The 20,036-nt window shown below is 67.0% G+C and carries 22 protein-coding genes; 13 read left to right on the forward strand and 9 right to left on the reverse strand.

Translation table 11 applies throughout. The features are described from left to right. Positions 1-242: 242 nt before the first annotated feature. The 4 genes from EV648_RS33500 to EV648_RS33515 all read right to left on the reverse strand — a co-directional run bounded on the left by EV648_RS33500 (position 243) and on the right by EV648_RS33515 (position 3,943). The gene (locus EV648_RS33500) at positions 243-896 is read right to left on the reverse strand and encodes a DUF1684 domain-containing protein (RefSeq protein WP_206751956.1); all 654 of its coding nucleotides are present in this window, start codon (positions 894-896) and stop codon (positions 243-245) included. Between the two features lie 150 nt (positions 897-1,046). Continuing rightward, positions 1,047-1,928, reverse strand: coding sequence for an alpha/beta fold hydrolase (locus EV648_RS33505; RefSeq protein WP_132299139.1), 882 nt, complete (start codon positions 1,926-1,928; stop codon positions 1,047-1,049). Between the two features lie 225 nt (positions 1,929-2,153). Continuing rightward, complete coding sequence (locus EV648_RS33510; protein ID WP_132194989.1) at positions 2,154-2,789, reverse strand: response regulator transcription factor; 636 nt, start codon at positions 2,787-2,789, stop codon at positions 2,154-2,156. Then, positions 2,786-3,943 carry a sensor histidine kinase gene (locus EV648_RS33515; protein WP_241995845.1) on the reverse strand — a complete coding sequence of 386 codons (1,158 nt, stop codon included), beginning with the start codon at positions 3,941-3,943 and terminating at the stop codon, positions 2,786-2,788. Before EV648_RS33515 ends, EV648_RS33510 begins: the two co-directional genes overlap by 4 nt. Positions 3,944-4,171: 228 nt before the next feature. Here EV648_RS33515 and EV648_RS33520 point away from each other — a divergent pair, with 228 nt between their 5' ends. The 4 genes from EV648_RS33520 (at position 4,172) to EV648_RS33540 (ending at position 6,636) form a co-directional block, all read left to right on the forward strand. After that, positions 4,172-5,251 (forward strand): ABC transporter permease, encoded by a 1,080-nt coding sequence (locus tag EV648_RS33520; protein WP_132299141.1) that lies wholly within the window; start codon positions 4,172-4,174, stop codon positions 5,249-5,251. After that, entirely contained in the window at positions 5,248-6,012 is a 765-nt protein-coding gene (locus tag EV648_RS33525) for an ABC transporter ATP-binding protein (protein WP_132299142.1), read from the forward strand. The genes EV648_RS33520 and EV648_RS33525 overlap by 4 nt, the downstream gene beginning before the upstream one ends. A 36-nt stretch (positions 6,013-6,048) precedes the next feature. Then, positions 6,049-6,255 (forward strand): hypothetical protein, encoded by a 207-nt coding sequence (locus tag EV648_RS33530; RefSeq protein WP_132299143.1) that lies wholly within the window; start codon positions 6,049-6,051, stop codon positions 6,253-6,255. A gap of 108 nt (positions 6,256-6,363) precedes the next feature. Further along, positions 6,364-6,636, forward strand: a complete 273-nt coding sequence (locus EV648_RS33540; RefSeq protein ID WP_132299144.1) for a hypothetical protein — start codon at positions 6,364-6,366, stop codon at positions 6,634-6,636. Here EV648_RS33540 and EV648_RS33545 read toward each other — a convergent pair. After that, entirely contained in the window at positions 6,603-7,238 is a 636-nt protein-coding gene (locus EV648_RS33545; protein WP_132299145.1) for an NADPH-dependent F420 reductase, read from the reverse strand. The genes EV648_RS33540 and EV648_RS33545 overlap by 34 nt on opposite strands. A 195-nt stretch (positions 7,239-7,433) precedes the next feature. Here EV648_RS33545 and EV648_RS42835 point away from each other — a divergent pair, with 195 nt between their 5' ends. Beyond that, complete coding sequence (locus EV648_RS42835; protein ID WP_158294138.1) at positions 7,434-7,574, forward strand: hypothetical protein; 141 nt, start codon at positions 7,434-7,436, stop codon at positions 7,572-7,574. 37 nt (positions 7,575-7,611) lie between these two features. Then, the gene (locus EV648_RS33550) at positions 7,612-8,058 is read left to right on the forward strand and encodes a hypothetical protein (protein WP_132299146.1); all 447 of its coding nucleotides are present in this window, start codon (positions 7,612-7,614) and stop codon (positions 8,056-8,058) included. A gap of 139 nt (positions 8,059-8,197) precedes the next feature. On the opposite strand, the gene EV648_RS33555 is transcribed toward EV648_RS33550, so the two are convergent. Continuing rightward, positions 8,198-8,770, reverse strand: coding sequence for a TetR/AcrR family transcriptional regulator (locus EV648_RS33555; protein WP_132299147.1), 573 nt, complete (start codon positions 8,768-8,770; stop codon positions 8,198-8,200). Positions 8,771-8,881: 111 nt separating this feature from the next. Between EV648_RS33555 and EV648_RS33560 the strand changes: the two genes are divergently transcribed. From EV648_RS33560 to ctaD, 7 genes are all read left to right on the forward strand, one after another. Continuing rightward, positions 8,882-10,480, forward strand: a complete 1,599-nt coding sequence (locus EV648_RS33560; protein ID WP_132299148.1) for a GMC family oxidoreductase — start codon at positions 8,882-8,884, stop codon at positions 10,478-10,480. 304 nt (positions 10,481-10,784) lie between these two features. Continuing rightward, a complete protein-coding gene (locus EV648_RS33565) occupies positions 10,785-11,099 on the forward strand; it encodes a TraR/DksA C4-type zinc finger protein (protein WP_241995850.1) in 315 nt (104 codons plus the stop codon). A 119-nt stretch (positions 11,100-11,218) separates the two neighbouring features. Continuing rightward, positions 11,219-11,584, forward strand: coding sequence for a TraR/DksA C4-type zinc finger protein (locus tag EV648_RS33570; protein ID WP_241995894.1), 366 nt, complete (start codon positions 11,219-11,221; stop codon positions 11,582-11,584). Next, on the forward strand, positions 11,581-12,423 hold the full coding sequence (locus EV648_RS33575) for a rod shape-determining protein (protein ID WP_199234960.1): 843 nt from the start codon (positions 11,581-11,583) through the stop codon (positions 12,421-12,423). The genes EV648_RS33570 and EV648_RS33575 overlap by 4 nt, the downstream gene beginning before the upstream one ends. 64 nt (positions 12,424-12,487) lie before the next feature. After that, positions 12,488-13,480, forward strand: a complete 993-nt coding sequence (locus EV648_RS33580; protein ID WP_241995851.1) for a sensor histidine kinase — start codon at positions 12,488-12,490, stop codon at positions 13,478-13,480. Positions 13,481-13,482: 2 nt separating this feature from the next. Then, entirely contained in the window at positions 13,483-14,142 is a 660-nt protein-coding gene (locus EV648_RS33585; RefSeq protein ID WP_132299149.1) for a response regulator transcription factor, read from the forward strand. Between the two features lie 529 nt (positions 14,143-14,671). Next, positions 14,672-16,414, forward strand: coding sequence for a cytochrome c oxidase subunit I (gene ctaD / locus EV648_RS33590; protein ID WP_370452759.1), 1,743 nt, complete (start codon positions 14,672-14,674; stop codon positions 16,412-16,414). 82 nt (positions 16,415-16,496) lie between these two features. Here the strand turns inward: ctaD and tal are convergent, their stop codons facing one another. From tal to EV648_RS33605, 3 genes are all read right to left on the reverse strand, one after another. Next, positions 16,497-17,702: a transaldolase gene (gene tal / locus EV648_RS33595; RefSeq protein ID WP_241995853.1), complete on the reverse strand. Its 1,206-nt coding sequence runs from the start codon at positions 17,700-17,702 to the stop codon at positions 16,497-16,499. Between the two features lie 9 nt (positions 17,703-17,711). After that, positions 17,712-18,461, reverse strand: a complete 750-nt coding sequence (locus tag EV648_RS33600) for a hypothetical protein (RefSeq protein ID WP_132299150.1) — start codon at positions 18,459-18,461, stop codon at positions 17,712-17,714. A gap of 305 nt (positions 18,462-18,766) precedes the next feature. Beyond that, positions 18,767-20,008, reverse strand: coding sequence for a CdaR family transcriptional regulator (locus EV648_RS33605; RefSeq protein WP_132299151.1), 1,242 nt, complete (start codon positions 20,006-20,008; stop codon positions 18,767-18,769). Positions 20,009-20,036 lie beyond the last annotated feature (28 nt).

Raw genomic sequence — 20,036 nt, forward strand, 5'->3', positions numbered from 1 at the left:
ACCGGCCTGGCCGGCCGATCCTGCGCCCGCGCCGGACCAGCCACCACCAACGGCCCCAGCAGCAACCCCACCGAGCACCCGACCGCCACAACCCGCCGCCACGACGTCCCCATCCCGCCCCTCCCAAAAGCTCAATGACTCCCTGCATCCTCGACCTGGAAGCACGCAATGTCCATGACCCCGTGTCCGGAGTGACTGCGGTCGGCCGGCGCTGATGGTGACTTTCCATCGGTACGGACTTCTCAAGCCGATTGAACTTCGGGGTCGTGGGTCGAGTTGACGGTGAGTTCGCCGACCGGCAGGGCCGCAGTCACCGTGTTGCCTGCCGGTGCGAGCGGGCAGGTCCACAGCGGGCTGTAGGCACACGAGGGGTTGTAGGCGAAGTTCAGGTCGACGACGAGCCAGCCCTCTCGGAAATCACCGCCCAGGTCCGCACCCTTGACCGTGTCCAACAGATAGCGGCCGCCGCCATAGGTGCGGGCGCCGGCGAGGGCATCCTTGAGGGGCACGAACACACCACCGCCGTAAGACTCGAGCCACCACACATCCAAGTCGCCAACCGCTGGAAGGTGCAGGGCCCCGATTCGGGTGAAGGGAATCACGCCATCGGTTGCCGAAGGCACCTCCCACCGCACCGGCTCCACATCCGTGTCGATGGCGACCTCGAACCGCAACTCTGGCTGGTAGTCCCCGATCTGAACACCACGAAACACCTCGCGTTCCTCGACGGGCACGGGCGACGCATCGTGACTCGCCAGCAACTCGTCCCGCCCGGCCCGCCAGATCGCATGTGCCTCGGCTCGGTCGGTCGCCTCGCGCACATCGCCGTACAGTGCGAACACCCTGCGGCGCCAGTCCGCAGTGCTAAGTGCCGATGGCACGGACTGCTGATTCACGCTGTGCCCCTTGGTTCGGTGATCCATCCACCACGACACTACGGGGGTCAGTAGACGCACCCGACGAGACAGTAGCCAAACTCGGCACGCTGACCCCACCCGCCGGCCGCGTGCGTGCGGCGTTGGTCTCCGCACGCCCGCGGGTGGCGCTCAGTTGGTTGCTCGGACGGCTTGTTCGATGACTGCGGTGACCTGCTGCGGTTGGGTGATCATGCTGAGGTGGCCTGCCTTGACGCGGGTGATCTCGGCGTGGGCGCGTTCGGCCATGAACTGCTGGGCTGTCGGGGTGATGATGGCGTCCTGGGTGCCGAGCACGTACCACGACGGGATGGTTGCCCAGGCCGGCGGTCCTGAGGGCTGGCTTCCGGAGCTCAGGGTGAGTGGGCGCTGGCTCGCGTACAAGAGTTCGGCCTCGGGGCGGGGTACTCCGGTCGCGAACGAGGTCAGGAACACGTTGTGCTTCAGGTACAGGTCGACGTCGCCCGGCGGTGCTCCGGGGTAGGGGACGAAGTCGAAGACGGTCGTCGGATCGGCTGCCAGCGCTGAGTCCGCCCCGGCGAGCGCCAAGATGATCTCGCCCTCGGCGGGCGCGAAAGCGTCGACGTACACCAGGGCCTTGACGTTCGGGTTGCCGGTGGCGGCATTGGTGATCACGGCGCCGCCGTACGAGTGGGCGACCAGGACGATGGGACCGGACAGCGTCGACAGGAAGTCCCTGATCGTTGCCGCGTCGCCGGGGAGGCTGCGCAACGGGTTGGGTGGGACGCGGACGGTGAACCCGTCGTTCTGCAACCGGCGGGTGACCTTGGACCAGCCGGAACCGTCCGCCCAGGCGCCGTGGACGAGCACCAGCGTCGGTTTCGTGCCCGGTTTGTGGGACTGGTCCGTCGCGACGGCGGCCGCGGTGCTGGACGTTTGGGCTGCTTTCTGCTGCGGTGCGGCCGAGGCCGGGGCCGCGGCGGCGACCAGGACGGCGAGGAACCCGGCAACGGTCAGGAGCCGGCGGCCTCGCGTCTTGCTGGTGATGTTCATACGACATGTCCTTTCGTCGAACGTCGCCCCCCTGAGCGGGGAGTTTGAGTTTCGTCGTGGAGTGCCGCCTCCAGGACCGCGGTACGCCGGCCGCGCGGTGGTCGGTGGTGCAGGTACAGCGCGGTCTCGGTGTCCCCCTTGATCAACCCACGGTTCGGTGAGTGGTCCCTCCCATTGGCCCACGGTAGGACGATTCGGCCCGGCTGAACACGACGGCCGCCCTGGTTAACGGCGGATGATGCCGAGTCCGGTGGCGGTCGCGACAGCGGCGGTGCGGGAGTCCACGTCGAGCTTGACGTAGATACGGGCCAGATGGGATTTGACCGTTCCTTCGGTGAGGTGGAGCCGGGCGCCGATGGCCTGGTTGGACAGGCCCTCGGCGACCAGTGCCAGAACTTCGGACTCACGCCGGGTCAGGGCGGTGCCGGGAGTACGCAGCCGGTTCATCAGCCGGTCCGCGACAGCCGGGGCCAGCGTGGTTCGGCCCGCCGCGGCGGTGCGTACGGCGGCGGCCAGGTCTTCGGGTGGGGCGTCTTTGAGGAGGTAGCCAGTGGCTCCGGCCTCGATGGCAGGCAGGGTGTCGGCGTCGGAGTCGTAGGTGGTGACGATCAGAACGCGTGGAGCGGCAGGTCGGGCGGTGATCGCGGCGGTGGCCTCGGCACCCCCCATCCCCTTGCCGAACTGCAGGTCCATCAGCACGACGTCGATGCCACCCTCGGCGGCGCGGGCGACAGCGTCCTCAGCGGTGGCGGCTTCGGCCACCACGACGAGGCCGGGTTCGGTCTCCAGCACGGCGCGCAGCCCGGCTCGCACCACGGGGTGGTCGTCGGCCAGCAGTAGTCGGATGGGGTTGTCGGTCACAGGCGGGCCTCGGACGTGGTCTCGGCAGGCTGTGGAAGGGGGAGTTCAGCGGCCAGGGCGGTGCCATGGCCGGCGGCGGACTCGATGGCGAGGGTACCGCCGAGAGCGTGGACGCGGGCACGCATGGCGTTCAGGCCGAAGCCACCGCTCTCGGGATCGGGGACGGGCAGCTGGCCGGGGTCGAAGCCGGTGCCGTCGTCGACGATCTCGATGACGATGTGATCACCCAGGTAGCTGAGGGTGACGTCGGCGGTGCTGGCATGCGCGTGGCGAACAGTGTTCGTCAGGGCGGACTGGGCGACACGCAGCAGCGCGACCTCGTGCGCGGTGGGCAGCGGTACAGGATCGCCGGTGAGGTGGAACCGTCCGGTGAGCGGGTGCCTGGTGGAGGTGGTGGCGCACAGTCGCTTCAGAGCGTCGGCCAGGGTGGTGCCCTCCAGAGCTGGCGGGGTGAGGGCGGCGACGAAACGGCGGGCCTCGGCGAGGTTGTCGACGGCGGCCTGCCGGGCCTGGCCGACGTAGCGGACGGCGTTCTCCGGCGCGCGCGGCAGGGCGCGTTCGGCGGCGCGCAGCAGCAGCTGGATGCTGGACAGCCCCTGGGCGATGGTGTCGTGAATCTCGCGGGCCAGGCGTTCGCGCTCGGCCAGCACACCGGCGGTGTGCTGCACCTGGGCGAGGTCGGCGCGGGTGGCGGTGAGCTCTTCGATCAGGCGCCTGCGTTGTTCGCTCTCCCGATACAGGGCCTGATACCCCCACACCACCGCCACCGCCACCGCAGCACCGAGGGCAGGTCCGATCACCACCGCCGCGCTGAAGGAGCCCTGGTGAGCGGCGAAGCCGACGATAGCCGCTGCCGCTGTGGTCACCACGGCGACCGGGCCGGCCCGGCGCGGTAGCAGGTGTAGCTCGAGAAAGTACAGCGGGAACGCAAGCCACACCGCGTCGGCGGAGAGCGCCAACAGCAGTAGCCAAACAGCACCCACCGCAGCCAGCCACAGCGCGGCGGCCCTCCGCGAGCGGCTTACGCGGGGCAGCACCGGACCGGCCGCATACACCAGGGCGCACGTTGCGGCCGCGGCGACGATCAGTCCGGCGTGCGGGCGGCTGTCGGCGAGGGCCCGACCGGCGGCCAGGGCGAGCAGCCCGACGATCAACAGGTGCAGGCACCAGGCCAGTGGCCGGGTAGGAGTCAAGGTGTTGGCGGTGGCGTTCACAGTCCTTCCAGCCTAAGGAGCGCCACCCGGCCATGCCTCCATCGAAAGTTAGAACCGGCATGCCGCCTTTCGACGCGCCAAGTACTGTCCTGGGCCAGATGCCGATCCACAGCGTGACCGCGAAGGTGGAGACATACCAATTCCACCCGTGAAAGGGCAGGCCGCTGCGTGTTCGTCGCATGGAGAGATCTGAAGTTCGCCAAGGGGCGCTTCGCCCTGATGGGCGCCGTCATCGTGTTGATAACCCTGCTGGTCGGGCTGCTGTCCGGTCTGACCGCCGGCCTGGGGCAGCAGAACATCTCCGCCATCACATCGCTGCCAGCCGACGAGATCGCGTTCAACAGTGGGCAGGAGCTTTCATACTCCAACTCCACCGTCACAGAGACGCAGTGGCGGCAATGGGCCAAGACTCCGGGGGTGGTCAGCGCCGAGCCGCTGGGCATCACCACCACCAAGGCCACCGCCGGAACCAAGAGCGCCGGTGTGGCCGCCTTCGGCGTCCAGCCCGGATCCGCGATCGCCCCCGCCAGCGACAAGCTCGACGACCAGACGGCGGTCCTGTCCAGCACCGCCGCAGACGACCTCGGCCTCGCGGCGGGTGACACCTTCACCCTCGCCGGGCAGGAGGTAACCGTCGCTGCCGTCAGCGGTGATGCTTCCTTCAGCCACACCCCGGTCATCTGGATCAGCCTCGGCAGCTGGCAGAAGACCGCGCCCCCCACCGGCAAAGCCGGCGAGCAGACCGCCACCGTCATCGCCGTGATCACCACCTCCGGCGCCGATCTCAAGGCCGCCGACCGGGCAGCGGCCACCAAGACGGTCTCCCTGGACGACTCGCTGCCTGCGATCGGCTCCTACTCGTCCGAGAACGGCTCCCTGCAACTGATGCGTGGCTTCCTGTTCGCGATCTCGGCCCTCGTCATCGGTGCCTTCTTCACCGTGTGGACCATCCAGCGCAGCGGCGACGTCGCCGTCCTGAAGGCTCTGGGTGCCTCCACCGCCAATCTGCTGAAGGACGCCCTCGGCCAGGCGGTCGTCCTGCTGGCCGGCGGCACCTTGGTCGGCACCGGCATCGCCGCCGGCCTCGGAGCTCTCGTCGCCGGCTCAGCCGTGCCGTTCCTTCTCACCCCCGCAACGGTCCTCGTGCCGGCCGCCGTGATCATCGCACTCGGCGCGCTAGGCGCCGCGCTGTCCATCCGTCGAATCACCTCCGTCGACCCGCTGACCGCCCTGGGGAGCACCCGATGAGCCTGAACCTGACCGACATCACCCTCACCTACCCCGACGGCGGTTCGCGGTTGACCGCTCTCGACCAGGTCACCATTGACGTACCCAAAGGCACCCTCACCGCCGTCGTCGGCCCCTCCGGATCCGGCAAGTCCAGCCTCCTCGCCGTCGCCGCCACCCTCATCAGCCCCGATGCCGGCACCGTCGCCATCGACGGCACCGACACCACCGCCCTGACCCGCGCGGAACTGACAGACCTGCGTCGCCACAAGATCGGGATCGTCTTTCAACAGCCCAACCTGCTGCCATCCCTCACCGCTGCCGAGCAGCTCCAGGTGATGGCACAGATCGACGGCCGCAAGCCGCGTACCGCCCGGAACCGGGCCATGGCACTGCTCGACGCCGTCGGCCTGGCCGACCAGGCCGGCCGACGGCCCCACCAGCTCTCCGGCGGACAGCGCCAGCGTGTGAACATCGCCCGCGCCCTGATGAATGATCCCAGGGTGCTCCTGGTCGACGAACCGACCAGCGCCCTCGACCACGAACGCGGCGCCGCCGTCATCGACCTGATCACCCGCCTCACCCGCCAACAGGCCACCGCCACCGTCCTGGTCACCCACGACCGCACCAGCCTCAACGCGGTCGACCAGATCGCCGAAGTCCACGACGGACACCTCCACCTACCCGCCCCAGCCCGACAGTCCGCCCGACCGGGACCCGCGCAGGCAGCGCAGGGCCCCGGGCGAGCACTATTCGCGCCCGCTGTCGGTCGATGCGGATGACGGTTCCGGGATCAATGCGGTCGCCAAAGAGACTCTGTGGCGTCCATCGGTGCGGTCAGTCTGGTACGCCGCCAGCAACTCGCCGAGGCCGGCCTGAATCCGGGCGAGATCCTCGCCATTGACGTACAAGTTTGTCTGTCCGAAGCCGAGCAGGTACCGCAACGCGGGTTCATCCGCGGCGATGAACCGGTCGAAGTCGTCGGCAACATGACCGCCTCGACCAGTGCGGCCACATGCCGGTAGAGCGTCGCCTGGGTCACGTCAGGGAGCGCGTCTCGCAGCCCCGCGGTCAGAGCGTCTCGCGCGCTGGAGAACGTCAGCCGCTACCAGGCGGAGGTCGTTGATGAGGGCTTGATCCACAGCCTCAACTACGGGGTCTCGCTGATCCCGTTCGTCATTCTGATGAACTGGCTCTACTACCGCGCCGGCCGCCCTGCTGGTGCTGTCCGTCGTCGTGGTCTGGCGCGATCGCGAGCTGTTCCTGACACCTCCCGGACGCCCCGCATTACCCAGGCCCGCCAGGTCTTCGGCCGCAGCCAACGCGGTGTCGTGCAGCCCGAGCGCTACCGATCGTCGAGCACCGAGCGCCGTTACGGACTGACGAACTTCACCGCGCTGCCGTAGCCGCTGCCAAGGCTGTCCTGTAGGGCCATGTGCAAGAAGCCCAGGTGTTCCAACTGCTGGGCGCGGCGCAGTGGTCCGGCGTCGACAGGACGCATGCCGGCGGACTCCACGAGCTGGGTGACCTTCCGCTTCGCCTCCTCGTCGTCGGAGGCGATGAGGACATCGAGCTGCTGACCGGACACCTCACCGCTGGTCAGCGTCCCGGCGAATGTGGTGTTGAAGGCCTTCACCACCGGGACGCCCGGCGGCAGCCTGGCCGCGATCTCTTGCGCAGCCGAGGAGTCATGCGGGGTCACCAGACGATCGAAGGAAGCCCAATCCACGGGGTTGGTGATGTCGACGACCACCTTGCCGGTCAGGTCAGCTCCGCGCCTCGAAACGAAGTCCAGGGCTCCGTCGTACGGCGTTGCCAGCACCACGACCTCGCCCTCGATGGGATCGTCCACCCCGCCTGCAGTCGCGCCGTTGCCGAGTTCGTCGGCCAGGCCGGTCGCGTGCTCGACGGTGGGGGCGAGGACTTGGAGCTGAAACTTGTCGCCGGCCAGCCGCGAACCGATACCGCGGCCCATGTTTCCTGCTCCGACGATCGTTACCTTCGACATCGTCAACACTCCTCGACTGATGCGCCTGCTCACGTTCCTACTCTCGGTGAGGGACGTTGTCCAGCGGTCGTCGGATGGTCGAACACCGCGAGCAGACGGGCAGGGATTTCGCCGCGCGTCATCCGCTCGTGCCCTTTCACCAATCCGCTCGCCGAAGAGCTGCTGCGGTCGTCGCCAACCGGCGTCGGTGAGTGGATGGCTGGCTCATTGACCGTGCAGATCGAGGTGCTGTGGGAGGAGACGCTCGCCTTGGAGGACCGGGCCGGCTTCTACGACCGGTCCGGCGCACTCAGCCAGGTACACCGCGGGACGACTGGCCGACAGCGGCGGAGCTGACGGCCGCCAGGTTCCCGACTAAGTCGCTGAAGACGGTCTGGACCCCGAACGGAACACCGAAACATTCGCCGAAGTGGTCCTGGCAATCGACAACGAACGCTGGTCGGGCACACGCTTCCGGATGCGCGCGGGCAAAGCCCTCATCGCCCGTCGCAAGGGGATCCTGGTGCGGTTCCGTTCACAGCCTCCTTGGCCGTTCCAAGCCCACACAGCCGCAGACGACTCGGCGGACGGCGGCCGCCTCTGGATCGGCCTCGACGGCCCGAACGACCTCTCCTTGAGCTTCAGGGCCCTGTCGCCACGAGGTTCTTCCGGCCTCGTGCCACTGACGCTGATCGGACGCCAGCCCGACGCCAGTCTCTCGCCTTACGCGCATGTGCTACTGAATCTGCTCCGGGGCAGAACCAACCTGTCGGTGGGGAGTGTGGCGGCCGAACAAGCTTGGCGGACCGCGATCGCCAGCGCCCGTCGTGCGGACCTTTAGCAGCACGGCGGGCCACAAGTTCGCACCGCCACGGTACAACTTCGTCACCCTCCCCCGCATCCGGTCCGTTCGACGCCGGCGACGACGAAAGGCGAGTGCAGAATCTCGAAGAGGCGTCTGTACTGAGGACCGCCCCGGCTCAGTGTTCGGTGATCGCGTCGGCCAGCAGGTCGACGGTGCGGTCCAACCAGTCTCTGCGCGGCTCCTCATGCCGGAGCACCTCACCCAGATAGGCGCCGAACAGGAGCCCGACCACGGTGTCGGGGTCTATTCGTGCGCTCACGCGACCAGCCTCGACGTCTGCGGTCATGATGTCCATCAGCGAACTCAGCGGGTGCGCGATTCGTTCTCGTAGGGCACTGGTGAACGCCGGATCGGTGTCCGCGAGCACTCCTGCGATCCCCCCACGTCCGAGCCCGTTCTCCATGAAGTCGTGGACCTGCTCGAGAACCCAACGCAGCTTGTCCGGGACCGACAACTCCTGGGGAGGTAGCGGTCGATCGACGATGTCGTTGATCGCCGCTGCGAGCAGTTCGTCTCGGCTGCGATAGCGGCGGTAGATGGTCGTTCGGGCGACGCCGGAGCGAGCGGCCACCGCGTCGATGTTCACCGCGGTCGGCCCCTTGTCCCGCAGAAGCTCGAGTGCCGCCCGGATGATGCTGTGCTGGGTCTCCTCCAGCCGCGGCCGGCCGCGGTGTCGACTGTCGGACATTGACGCATCTCCTCGGGAATATCGGTGGACCGAATTACGCTACACACACTATAGCGATAATCGCGGGTGATGTTCCGGTGCACACGCGAACATTGAGCGAAGGAGATCGACATGAGCGGCGACTACGACTACATCGTCATCGGGGCTGGGGCTGCGGGCTCCGTACTGGCCAACCGGCTGTCAGAAGACACGAAGAACGAGGTCTTGCTCCTGGAGTACGGCGGTCGGGATGCCAACCCGATGCTCTACATCCCGAAGGGGTTCTTTTTCACTCTCCGAGGTGACCGGTACACCTACCATTACAAGACCCAGCCCGTCGGACCGAGTGGACAGGTCGAGGACTGGACTCGCGGGAAGGTCTTGGGCGGTTCGACAGCGGTCAACGGAATGATGTGGACCCGAGGTGCCAAGGCAGATTTCGATGGATTGGTCGACCGCGGGATCCCCGGTTGGGGCTGGGAGCGCGTGCTGCCGATCTACAAGTCGATGGAGGATCACAACCTCGGCGGCTCAGACATGCGCGGAGCAGGCGGCCCCTTGGGTGTCTCGGTGGTCGAGAATGACGACGAGGTGGTGTCGGCGATCCTCGGCTCGGCGGAGAAGTACGGCTGGCAGTCGGTGGAAGATGCGAATGCCTACGACACCGAGCGAATCGGCTTCACACCCTCGACGATCAAGAACGGCGTACGCACCAGCGCATACAGCGCGTTCGTACGCCCGGTCCGCAAGCGCGCCAACCTGACGATCCAGACCCGCACACGCGCTGGCTACCTGCTTTTCGAAGGCAAGCGGGTCGTCGGAGTACGCGCCCGCGAAGGCGGTCAGACGCGTGACTACACCGCCCGCAAGGAGGTCATCGTATCCGCGGGCGCCGTGGAGACCCCCTTGCTGCTGGAACGGTCCGGGATCGGGCGCGGCGAGGTCCTGCGCGCTGCCGGGATCGACGTGGTCGTGGAGAGTCCCAACGTGGGTGAACGAGTCATCGAGCAGCGCGGCGTGAGCACCCAGGTGCGGTTGAAGCAGAACATCGGCCCCACCCAAGAGCTCAACACGATCCCCAAGCAGGGCTGGGAAGGGTTCAAGTACCTGTTCAACCGCAAGGGCCCGATCTCGACCGCCGGTTACGACCTGGTGGTCCAGTTCAAGTCCTCACCCGAGCTGGATCGTCCAGACATCCATGGGCTCTTCGTGCCGATGGCGCTCGACACCAGCAGCGCCACCGTGAAGCTCGCCAAGCATTCCGGGATCATGTTCATGGGTTACCAGACCCGCCCCACCACCACTGGGTCGGTTCACCTGTCCGGCAAGCTCCCTGAAAACGCACCCATCATCACCGCACGTTTCCTTGAGGACGAGGGCGACCGCAAGGCCACCGCCGCCATCTTGGACACGGCACGCAGCGTGTTCGGCCAGGGTCCGATCGCTGACTACATCCTGGACGAAGAGTTTCCCGGGCCTGCGGTCTCTACTCCAGAAGAGGTGCTGAGGTACTCCCTCGACACCGGCGCGGGGATCTTCCACGCGGTCGGATCGGCGGCGATGGGACCCAACGGCGACGACGTCGTCGATTCGCGACTCCGGGTCCGCGGGGTCGAGGGCCTACGGATCGCCGACGCTTCGGTCCTGCCTGTCCAGGTGTCCGGCAACACCGCCGCGCCCACGATGGCCGTCGGATGGATCGCAGGAGATCACATCCTGGAGGAGGCGTAGCCGCGGGAGGTGACCCCACCCACTTGTCTCCCCACGTCCTGCTGTGGTCTATCTGTCCTGTCGGTAATCGATGAGCACTCTGTGGTAGGCGCCGCTGTCGAGCTCACGACCGGGTCTTCTGCTCGGTTCCCGTCCTTCGTACAGGTCGGGCACCTCCATAAATGGGTGTTGGCCCGGATGGTCGCTGCGGTCGATGTCGACCATGGTTGGAGGTTAAACGCTTTTCGAGGCGAGTGGTGCGACGACTCCGTTGGCATCAGCAGCTTCGACATACACCCCGCGTTCGTGAGAGGACGTGCGTCACGTGAGCACCCAAGCGGCCCGTTCCGCGCAAATGACCGTGCATGAGGCCCGCCAGCGATTGGAACACGAACGCGGCTCGCGACTGACCCAACTGCGCGCCATCGGACAACGCGCAGCGCACGGCGCAGAGGAGCTCATGTTGGCTCAGACGGCCGCCATCCACCGGGTACTGGCCGAGATCACTGCTGCTGAGGAGCGACTGGCTGCGGGCTCCTACGGCGTGTGCCAGGGTTGCGACACCCGCATTCCGGTAGAGCGGTTGGAGATCCTGCCCTACGTGCGCAACTGCGTCGGCTGTCAGCAGCGCGCCCTCTGACCTGGGTCGGCTCCTACAAACAACCCGACCTCTTGACTGACCACCCGGACGCACTTGATGTGCGTCCGGAGCAGTCCGTCCCCTACGCCTTTGTCGAAAGGTGTGAAGCCTTGAACTACGTGTTTGCCGCTATCGGCGAAGTCCGAATAGGCCCCAAGATGCTGGCCGCGCTGCGCGCGCAGCTTCATCACGAGCTGGCATTTCGGCTGGAGCAACTCGAAAGCATCTCCGAAGTCTGGCCACTCTCCGACGACCGGCGAGACGACCAGCACACGATGGCTCGAGAAGAGGTGCTGAACGCGCTCGCTGCGGCCGCCCGCCTGGTCGTCGCCGATGTCGAGGCGGCGCTCGACCGGATGGAGGCGGGCCACTACGGAAGCTGCCACCTGTGCGATTGGCCGATTCCGGTGCAGCGCCTGACGATCGTGCCGCACGCTCGGTACTGCGAACCGTGCCACCGACTGAAGGAGGCAGCGGCCGCGTGACTGGATCCCCACGCCCGGCGTCGCGGCGACGGCGCGGCATCTGGTCAGCTGGTCGGCGGTCGCCGGGGATCGCGATCGACCTGGGCAGCGCCCGCACGCGGGCATGGATGCCCGGCCAAGGTCTGGTCATCGATGTGCCCACGACCACGTCGACCGGTGCCCAGGGCATCTGTTTTCCCGTGCGGCGCGGCCAGGTCGTCGACCTCCCAGGAGCCGTGCGCCTGCTCGATCACCTGCTCGGCCGGCGAGCTGGCTTCGGCAACTGCTCCATCGTCGTCTTGACCACCCCGGTGCTGTGCGTCGACGAGCATCGCGTAAGCGCTCTGGCTGCGCTGGAGGTTCTCGACGCCCGCACCCTGCTGACCATCGACAGCGTGAAGGCCGGTGCGATCGGAGCAGGCGCCGATCTGAAACAGCCGCTGTTGGTTGTGGACATCGGCGCTCACCTGACAGAGGTCGGGTTGTTGGTGGATGGAGCCGTCACAAAACCCAGTCGTCTCGCCCTGGGGACCTCAGATCTTGGCGCTGCGACGACAGCTGCTGCTCTCGTGGACTGGATCGTGACCGCAGTCACGGGTCTGCTGCGTGATGATGACCTCGGCCCGCAGGTTGTCGACGCGTTGGAACGCGGGCCGCTGCTCACCGGAGGTGGCGCACTGCGTCCCGAGATCACGTACCGGCTCGCGAGACGACTGCGCGTCGCGGTACGGTCCGCGCCCGCCCCTCATCTCGCCGCCGTCCGCGGCGCCGGCCTCGCCTTGATCGCCGCCGACCGCCATCCCAGCTTCGCGAACGAAGTCCCCACGGGCCACACGACGTCGCCCAACGCGGACAGCTGACCTCGGGGCAGTCCAGCCGGATGGCATTTCGGCGCCGGCGCCGGGACAACGCAAGGGGTGGATAGTGGGCGTACGTGCAATCGAGGAAGGCGACGTTGCGATGGCGTTGTTCTGGCGGATATTCGGACTCAATGCAGTGGTTCTGGGCGGGGCTACGGCGCTGCTGCTCTGGGCGCCTGTGACCGTCTCCGTGCCGGTGCTCCTCACGGAGGCGATCGTGCTGATCGGCGGCCTTGTGGTCATGCTGGTCGCCAACGCCGTCCTGCTACACGTTGGCCTGGCACCGTTGGAGCGAGTGACCCGCCGAATGGCCACCGTCGATCTGCTCCGCCCTGGACAACGCGTCTCGGTAGTCGGTCACGGTGGCGTCCCTGACCTCGTTCGCGCCTTCAACGACATGCTCGGCCGGCTGGAGCACGAGCGTGCGACCAGCAGCGCGCGTGCGCTGTCCGCCCAGGAGTCTGAGAGGCGCCGAATCGCTCAGGAACTGCACGACGAAGTCGGCCAGAGCATGACCGCGGTACTGCTCGAACTGAAGCGGGCGGCCGACCATGCCAACGACCCAGGTCTGCGAACCGACCTCCAGCATGCACAGGAGACCACCCGTGCAAGCCTCGATGAGGTGCGTCGCCTCGCGCGGAGACTCCGGCCCGGTGCTCTCGAGGATCTCGGTCTCGTCAGCGCCTTGACCACTCTGACCACCGACCTGTCCACCCACACCGGGCTGGCAGTCCATCGCCGGTTCGAAGCCGACCTGCCCAAGTTGGATCAGCAGACGGAACTGGTGCTCTACAGAGTGGCTCAGGAAAGCCTCACCAACGTGGCCCGTCACGCCGACGCCACCCAGGTCGGAGTGCATCTGTACCGCGACGGCGATCGCATCCAGCTACTGATCTGTGACGACGGCCGCGGTTTCGGACTCGCCAACGAGGGCGCCGGACTACGCGGCATGCGTGAGCGTGCTTTGCTGATCGGCGCCGCCCTGGAACTCGAGGCGGCTCCCGGGGGCGGCGTGCAGGTCGGCCTGTCCGTACCACTCCACGGGGACGGCGGTTGATCATGTCTGAACTGACCCCTACGCGCATCCTGCTCGCCGACGACCACGCGCTGGTCCGTCGCGGAGTACGTCTCATCCTCGAGGGCGAACCGGACCTGACCGTGGTGGCCGAAGCAGGCGACGGCGCGGAAGCGCTCGCCTTGGCCGCGCGTCAGCCCATCGACCTCGCCATTCTCGACGTCGCGATGCCCCGGATGACAGGCTTACAGGCGGCCCGCGAGCTGTCCGCCCTCCAGCCGGACCTGCGGATCTTGATGCTGTCGATGTACGACGACGTGCAGTACTTCTTCCAGGCCCTCAGAGCCGGAGCGTGTGGTTACGTCCTCAAGTCTGTCGCGGACCGCGACCTGGTAGAGGCGTGCCGGGCTGCCATGCGTGGCGAGCCGTTTCTCTACCCAGGTGCGGCCACCGCGCTCATACGCGACTATCTGGACCGTGTTCGCCGTGGCGAAGGCGTTCCCGCGCAGATTCTCACCGTCCGCGAGGAAGAAGTGCTCAAGCTGGTAGCGGAGGGTCACTCGTCCAAGGAGATCGCAGAGAAGCTGTTCATCAGCGCCAAGACCGTCGAGCGACACCGTTCCAACATGCTGCACAAGCTCGGCCTGCGCGATCGTCTGGACCTCACTCGCTACGCCATCCGGGCCGGCCTGATCGAACCATGACACCCAACGGGTAGTCGATCCGAGGGCTCTGGTTGCCTGGCCATCACGGGCAGGAACCCCTTCATACGATGGCAGCTGCGGGACCCGACCCGCGGAGGCCGCGGCGCTTCGACCTGGTTGCCGGTGTCCGGCAACCAGACTGCCGACGAACGGCCGACGGCGGGCATATCTACCTCCGACCTCAAGCGACAGGGTGGCCTCAGACAGGGCAGCACGGCGAACAACTTCCTTCGCCGTGCTGCCCACAGGTAGGCATGGAGGTCTCAGTGACACAACTCGGTCATGCGGTTTCCCCGGACGGCGTGCAAGCCGTCCCATTACGGACAGGCCAGGATTCCCCACCCCCGCCTGCCGTCGGGCCTGCCGACATCGTTGACGTGTGGGGCTACGGCTCATTTCCGGCTAGCGACCCACCGGCGAACTGGTGAGGCGGCACAGGGGCGCCGGCAGAGTGCGTAGCGCCGACGACGCTGATTCATTCGCGGAGCAGCTGACGCACATCACCGCGCACAGAGAGCGGATACGGTCACTGGCTGACCGTGTCGAGTCCAAAGCAACGCCTGGAGGCGAGCGCCGCCCCCTGGGTACGGCCGTGGTGAAGTGGTTAACCACCACCGACCACAAGCTGATCGGCCACCTGTATCTGATCACCTCGTTCGTGTTCTTCCTGATCGGCGGTGTGATGGCGCTGCTGATCCGCGCCGAGCTCGCCAAGCCGGGCTTGCAGATCGTGAACGAAGAGGTCTACAACCAGCTCTTCACCATGCACGGCACGATCATGCTGCTGCTGTTCGCGACGCCGCTGTTCGTCGGGTTCGCCAACGTGATCATGCCGGTCCAGATCGGCGCCCCGGACGTCGCGTTCCCGCGGCTCAACATGTTCAGCTACTGGCTGTTCCTGTTCGGCGGCCTCATCGCATTCAGCGGCTTCCTGACCCCAGGCGGGGCTGCGAGCTTCGGCTGGACCGGCTATGCACCGCTGTCCAACGCGGTCCGCTCGCCGGGCGTCGGCGGTGACCTGTGGATCATGGGTCTATGGCTGGCGGGTCTGGGCACCATCCTGGGTGCGGTCAACTTCATCACCACCGTGATCACCATGCGTGCTCCCGGGATGACGATGTTCCGGATGCCGATCTTCACCTGGAACGTATTCATAACGTCGATGATGGTCCTGATCGCGTTCCCGATCCTGGCCGGTGCGCTGCTGATGCTGGAGGCGGATCGAGCCTTGGGGGCTCACGTCTTCGACGCCGCGAACGGTGGTCCACTGCTGTGGCAACACCTGTTCTGGTTCTTCGGGCATCCCGAGGTCTACATCATCGCGCTGCCGTTCTTCGGCATCATCACCGAGATCCTGCCGGTGTTCAGCCGCAAACCCGTCTTCGGCTACATCGGCTTGGTCGCGGCCACGATGGCGATCGCTGCACTTTCGGCCACAGTGTGGGCGCACCACATGTTCGTCACCGGAGCGGTCAGCCTGCCGTTCTTCTCCTTCATGTCATTCCTGATCGCCGTCCCAACTGGGGTGAAGTTCTTCAACTGGATCGGCACGATGTGGGGAGGATCAATCTCGTTCGACACGCCCATGTTGTGGGCGGTGGGCTTCCTCACCACCTTCTTGTTCGGCGGCCTGACCGGCGTCATCCTGGCCTCGCCGGTCCTGGACTACCAGGTCACCGACACCTACTTCGTGGTCGCGCACTTCCACTACGTGGTGTTCGGCACGGTGGTGTTCGCGATGTTCGCCGGGTTCTACTTCTGGTGGCCGAAGATGACCGGCCGGATGCTCGACGAGCGACTGGGCAAGCTGCACTTCTGGTTGCTGTTCATCGGCTTCCACACGACGTTCCTGGTGCAGCACTGGCTGGGTGTCGAGGGCATGCCGCGCCGCTACGCGTCGTACGGGGCGAACGAGGGCTTCACCACCCTCAACCAGGTGTCCAGCGTCGGCGCTTTCATCCTCGGCGCCTCGACGTTGCCGTTCCTCTACAACGTCTACAAGTCGCGCAAGTCGCCGCTGGTCGGGGTCGACGACCCGTGGGGCTGGGGCCGGTCGCTGGAGTGGGCCACCAGTTGCCCGCCGCCGCGACACAACTTCCTCAGCCTGCCACGGATCCGATCCGAAAGCCCGGCGTTCGACAGACATCACCCGGAGTTGGCGCTCGCGGAGTACCCAGACAGCGGCGCGCCCCACGACAACCTACTGGACGCCGGCGACCACGAGGGGCGAGTGGAGAACCTGGAAGAGAACGTCGAAGAGCAACATCCCTGAGCGCCAGCTCGCGACGGTGACCCCGTCGAGTGACCTGGATACGGCCCACTCGACGACCTCCTGCCGGGTGAGGGAGGTAAGTTCAGCTGCGGGCGTGGGTGCGTCGTCGAGAGGTATGCGGGGAACCTTTCTCGCGGGCATGGCCGGCTGTCGGCGCGGCTGCCGCCAGGTTCACCAGTACGTCTTGGTAAGCCTTGTCGAAGCTCGCGATGCCGTTGTCCTCGAGGGTGCGGCCCACGGCTGTCATATCGATGCCGACCGCGGCCAGCCGCTGTATCAACTCGGCTGCCTGCGGCACACCGGTGTCGACGGTGCGCGCCATCGTGCCATGATCCTCGAAGGCGGCGATGGTTGCTTCGGGCAAGGTCGCGACGGTGTCGGGCCCGATGAGTTCCTCGACGTAGCGGGTGTCGCGGTCCTTGGGGTTCTTGGTGGACATCGATGCCCACAATGGACGCTGGATATCTGCGCCCAGGCCGGCGAGCCGGTGCCAGCGACCGGTGGCGAACTGTTCGGTGAACAACCGGTAGGCCAGCTTGGCCTGCGCGATCGCGGCTTGGCCGCGCAGGGCGAGCGCCTCGTCGGTGCCGAGCGCCTCGAGTCGCTGGTCGACCTCACTGTCGACCCGGCTGACGAAGAACGATGCGACGCTGCTGACCGTCGAGGGATCGCCACCGTTCGCGGTGAACCTCTCAAGCCCTGACAGATAGGCTTCGATGATCTCGGCGTAGCGGGACAGGGAGAACAGCAGCGTGACGTTGATGCTGCAGCCTTCACCGGTCAGCGTTTCGACGGCGGTGACGCCCTCGGCAGTCGCCGGAATCTTCACGAGCAGATTGGGCTGGTCAATCCGCCGGCGGAGCCACCGCGCCGCGGCGATCGTGGCCGGAGCGTCGTGGGCTAGCTCGGGAGACACCTCCACCGATACGAATCCGTCGATGCAGTCACCCCCGTCGAACACCGGACGCAGGACAGTAAGAGCCTCGCTGGCGTCGGAGATGACCAACTCCCAGTAAGCCTCGTCCACCGACTTGCCGGCCGCCATCAGCGTCGAGAACTGTTCCTCGTAGTCGTGGGAGCCGGTGATGCTTCTAGCGAAGATCGTCGGGTTCGCGGTGACACCGCGGATCCCGTCGGCGACCATGCGCGCCAGGGTCCCGTCACGCAGCGAGGCGCGGGTGAGGTTGTCCAGCCACGGGCTCTGCCCGCAGTAGCCATAGAGGCGTTCAATCTTGGTCATCGCGGTCTCAGTTCCCTGGCATCTGCCAGTTGCGGCTTGGGTGGTCATGGGCGGGCCTCAGTTGTCCGTGCCGTGGATGAGGCTGTCCCAGTCGATCGTTGGGTGGCCTAGAACGCTGTCTCCCAGGACGAACCTGCTGGGGTCTCCTGCCGCCCTGGCTCCTGATGCCAGCCACGCGGCGACGCCACGGGCGTTGCGGTTCTCGAGCTCTTCGAGATACGCCCGGCGCTCATCGACGATGCATAACCGTTCCGCGGGCGAGCCGGCCCTTTGCAGAGCCGAGAAGCTGGCTCGCCACGCCAGGCATAGGGCGTCGTCGCTCAACGAAGCCGGCGCAACGTGAGGCTTGGCTTCCTGGCACGGTCGGATCCGCGAGATCGGAGCCGGGGCGGACCCTGCCGAGCGCTCGGCAGGGTCCGACGGGGCTGCCTGCGGTGAGAGTGTGGGCAGGTGGCCGTGTTGCCTCAGCCAGCGAAGGGAGTAGACGATCGCGTAGGGCGATCCCGCGGCCGTGATCGCCAGCAGCAGGACCGCCGTCGGACCACCCACCAATGTCCCGACGCCGATGAACGCCACGGTCCCGGCCCCGGCCAGGATCGAGCTCATGGCGACTATTCGTCGGCTGTCGCGCGGGAGCCGGGTGTCGTCGCCAGGGTCCAGCGCGACCATCGCGACGATGCCGCCTGTCGAGGATGCGCAGATCAACAGCAAAAGGACTATCGACAGGGACCAGGTGAAGGCTGCGACGCCGCCCAATGCGCCGAGCACACCACAGAAGAACAGCCAGCAGACTCGATAGGCCCTCATGGTGTCTTCTCCTGCACCGCAGTGTCAGGCGCGTCGAGGCGGGCGGCGACTGATCGGTCCACGACAAACCTCCTTACGGCAGCCGGATCCCGAAAGATCGGCCCGTGACTCGGCCATGCACACGAGGGACAGTCCGCCTGGGCTTCGCGCTGGGTGAGCCGGAACTCGGGGGTCTTGTTCGTGCAGCTATGACTTTGCCGCTGCGGGGCGATGAAAGGTATGGCAACGATCGGCGAACCTGAGGCCGACCAGTTGGCCGACGCCCGGCAACGATTGGACCCTTGCGGGACGCAGCGTCGAGTCGGCTAGGCGTAGGCCTCCGCACCCGAGGGAAGATCACGGGTAGGCCATTCGAGAAGGCGTGCGCCGACGACGGCGATGTGCAGGATGAACCGCTGCGCCGGATCGCCCGGGTCGTGGCCGGTGAGAGCCTTCACCTTGTCCAGCCGATAGGTGACGGTGCGGACCGACATGTTCAGGCGCCGCGCGGCCTCGGTCGCGACCTCGCCGGTCGCGAAGTATGCCTCGAGAGTTTGTAGCAACGGCTCGGCGCCCCCGCGCGACTGGGTCAGCGGGACGAGCACGGCCTGGATGAGATCGACGATGGCGGCCTGGTCGCGGACCAGCACCCGGTACACGAGCATGTCGCGGGCATCGACGACGGCCGCGTCGAGCTGCAACCGGTCGGCGAGCATCAGCGCTTCACGCGCCTCCTCGTAAGAGCGCGCGATACCGTAGGCGCCTGGATAGGCGCGGCCCGTCGAGACGCGCCAGGTACGGCCCGCCCGATGGCGGACCAAGGCGTCGTAGATGAGTTCCCCGATGTCCTTGGTGGTGGTGCGCGGTGCCGCGGACGGGGCGGTTGCCGGGATCAGGACCACCAGGAGGCCATCCTTGGTGGCGACGAGAACCTCTCGGTCCCCGAAGCGGTCAAGAATGAACCGTTCCAGCATGCCGGCAGTCGTGTCGCCGTCAGGCAGACCATCGGCGGGCGCGGCTAGAACCACCTGGTGGGGTCGGCCGAGGTCGAGCCCGAACGGTTCGGCGCGCTCAACAATTCGGGACACATCGGCGTCGCCGCGGAGCAGATCGTCGACCAGTTCGCGGCGCAACGATTCCTCTTGCCGGATCAGTTGCTGGGTGGCGGCCTGGTAGCTGTCGACGAGTACGGCGATCGCTTCACCGACAGCACGCAGTACCGCCTGCGCCGAGGCGCGGACCGTGTCGCGGTCGCGGTATGGCACGACGTCGGGCAGGTCTCGCCACATCCGCCAGGCCGCGGACAGGTACAGGTCGACAACCCGTCCGGCCGGGATGCCCTGCTCGGCGGCCCGACGCCCGAGTTCACGCACGATCGCCAACTCGTGCTCGCGCGGTCGCCGTCCGGAGATGGCGGCGTCCGCGAGCAGGGTGAGGTATTCGACCAGTAGCTCCAGCGGCGCCTGGGCATCCCCTGCGGCAGCCTGCGCGATCGCCGTCAGCCAGGCTTCATCCGCGCTGTTCGTGGGACCGGTCCCCGGCCACGGCAGCCCGCTGGATTCGCTCATCTCACTCCCCTTCGCGCGGGATCGATGC

Source organism: Kribbella sp. VKM Ac-2568, assembly GCF_004345365.1.
Lineage (GTDB): Bacteria > Actinomycetota > Actinomycetes > Propionibacteriales > Kribbellaceae > Kribbella > Kribbella orskensis.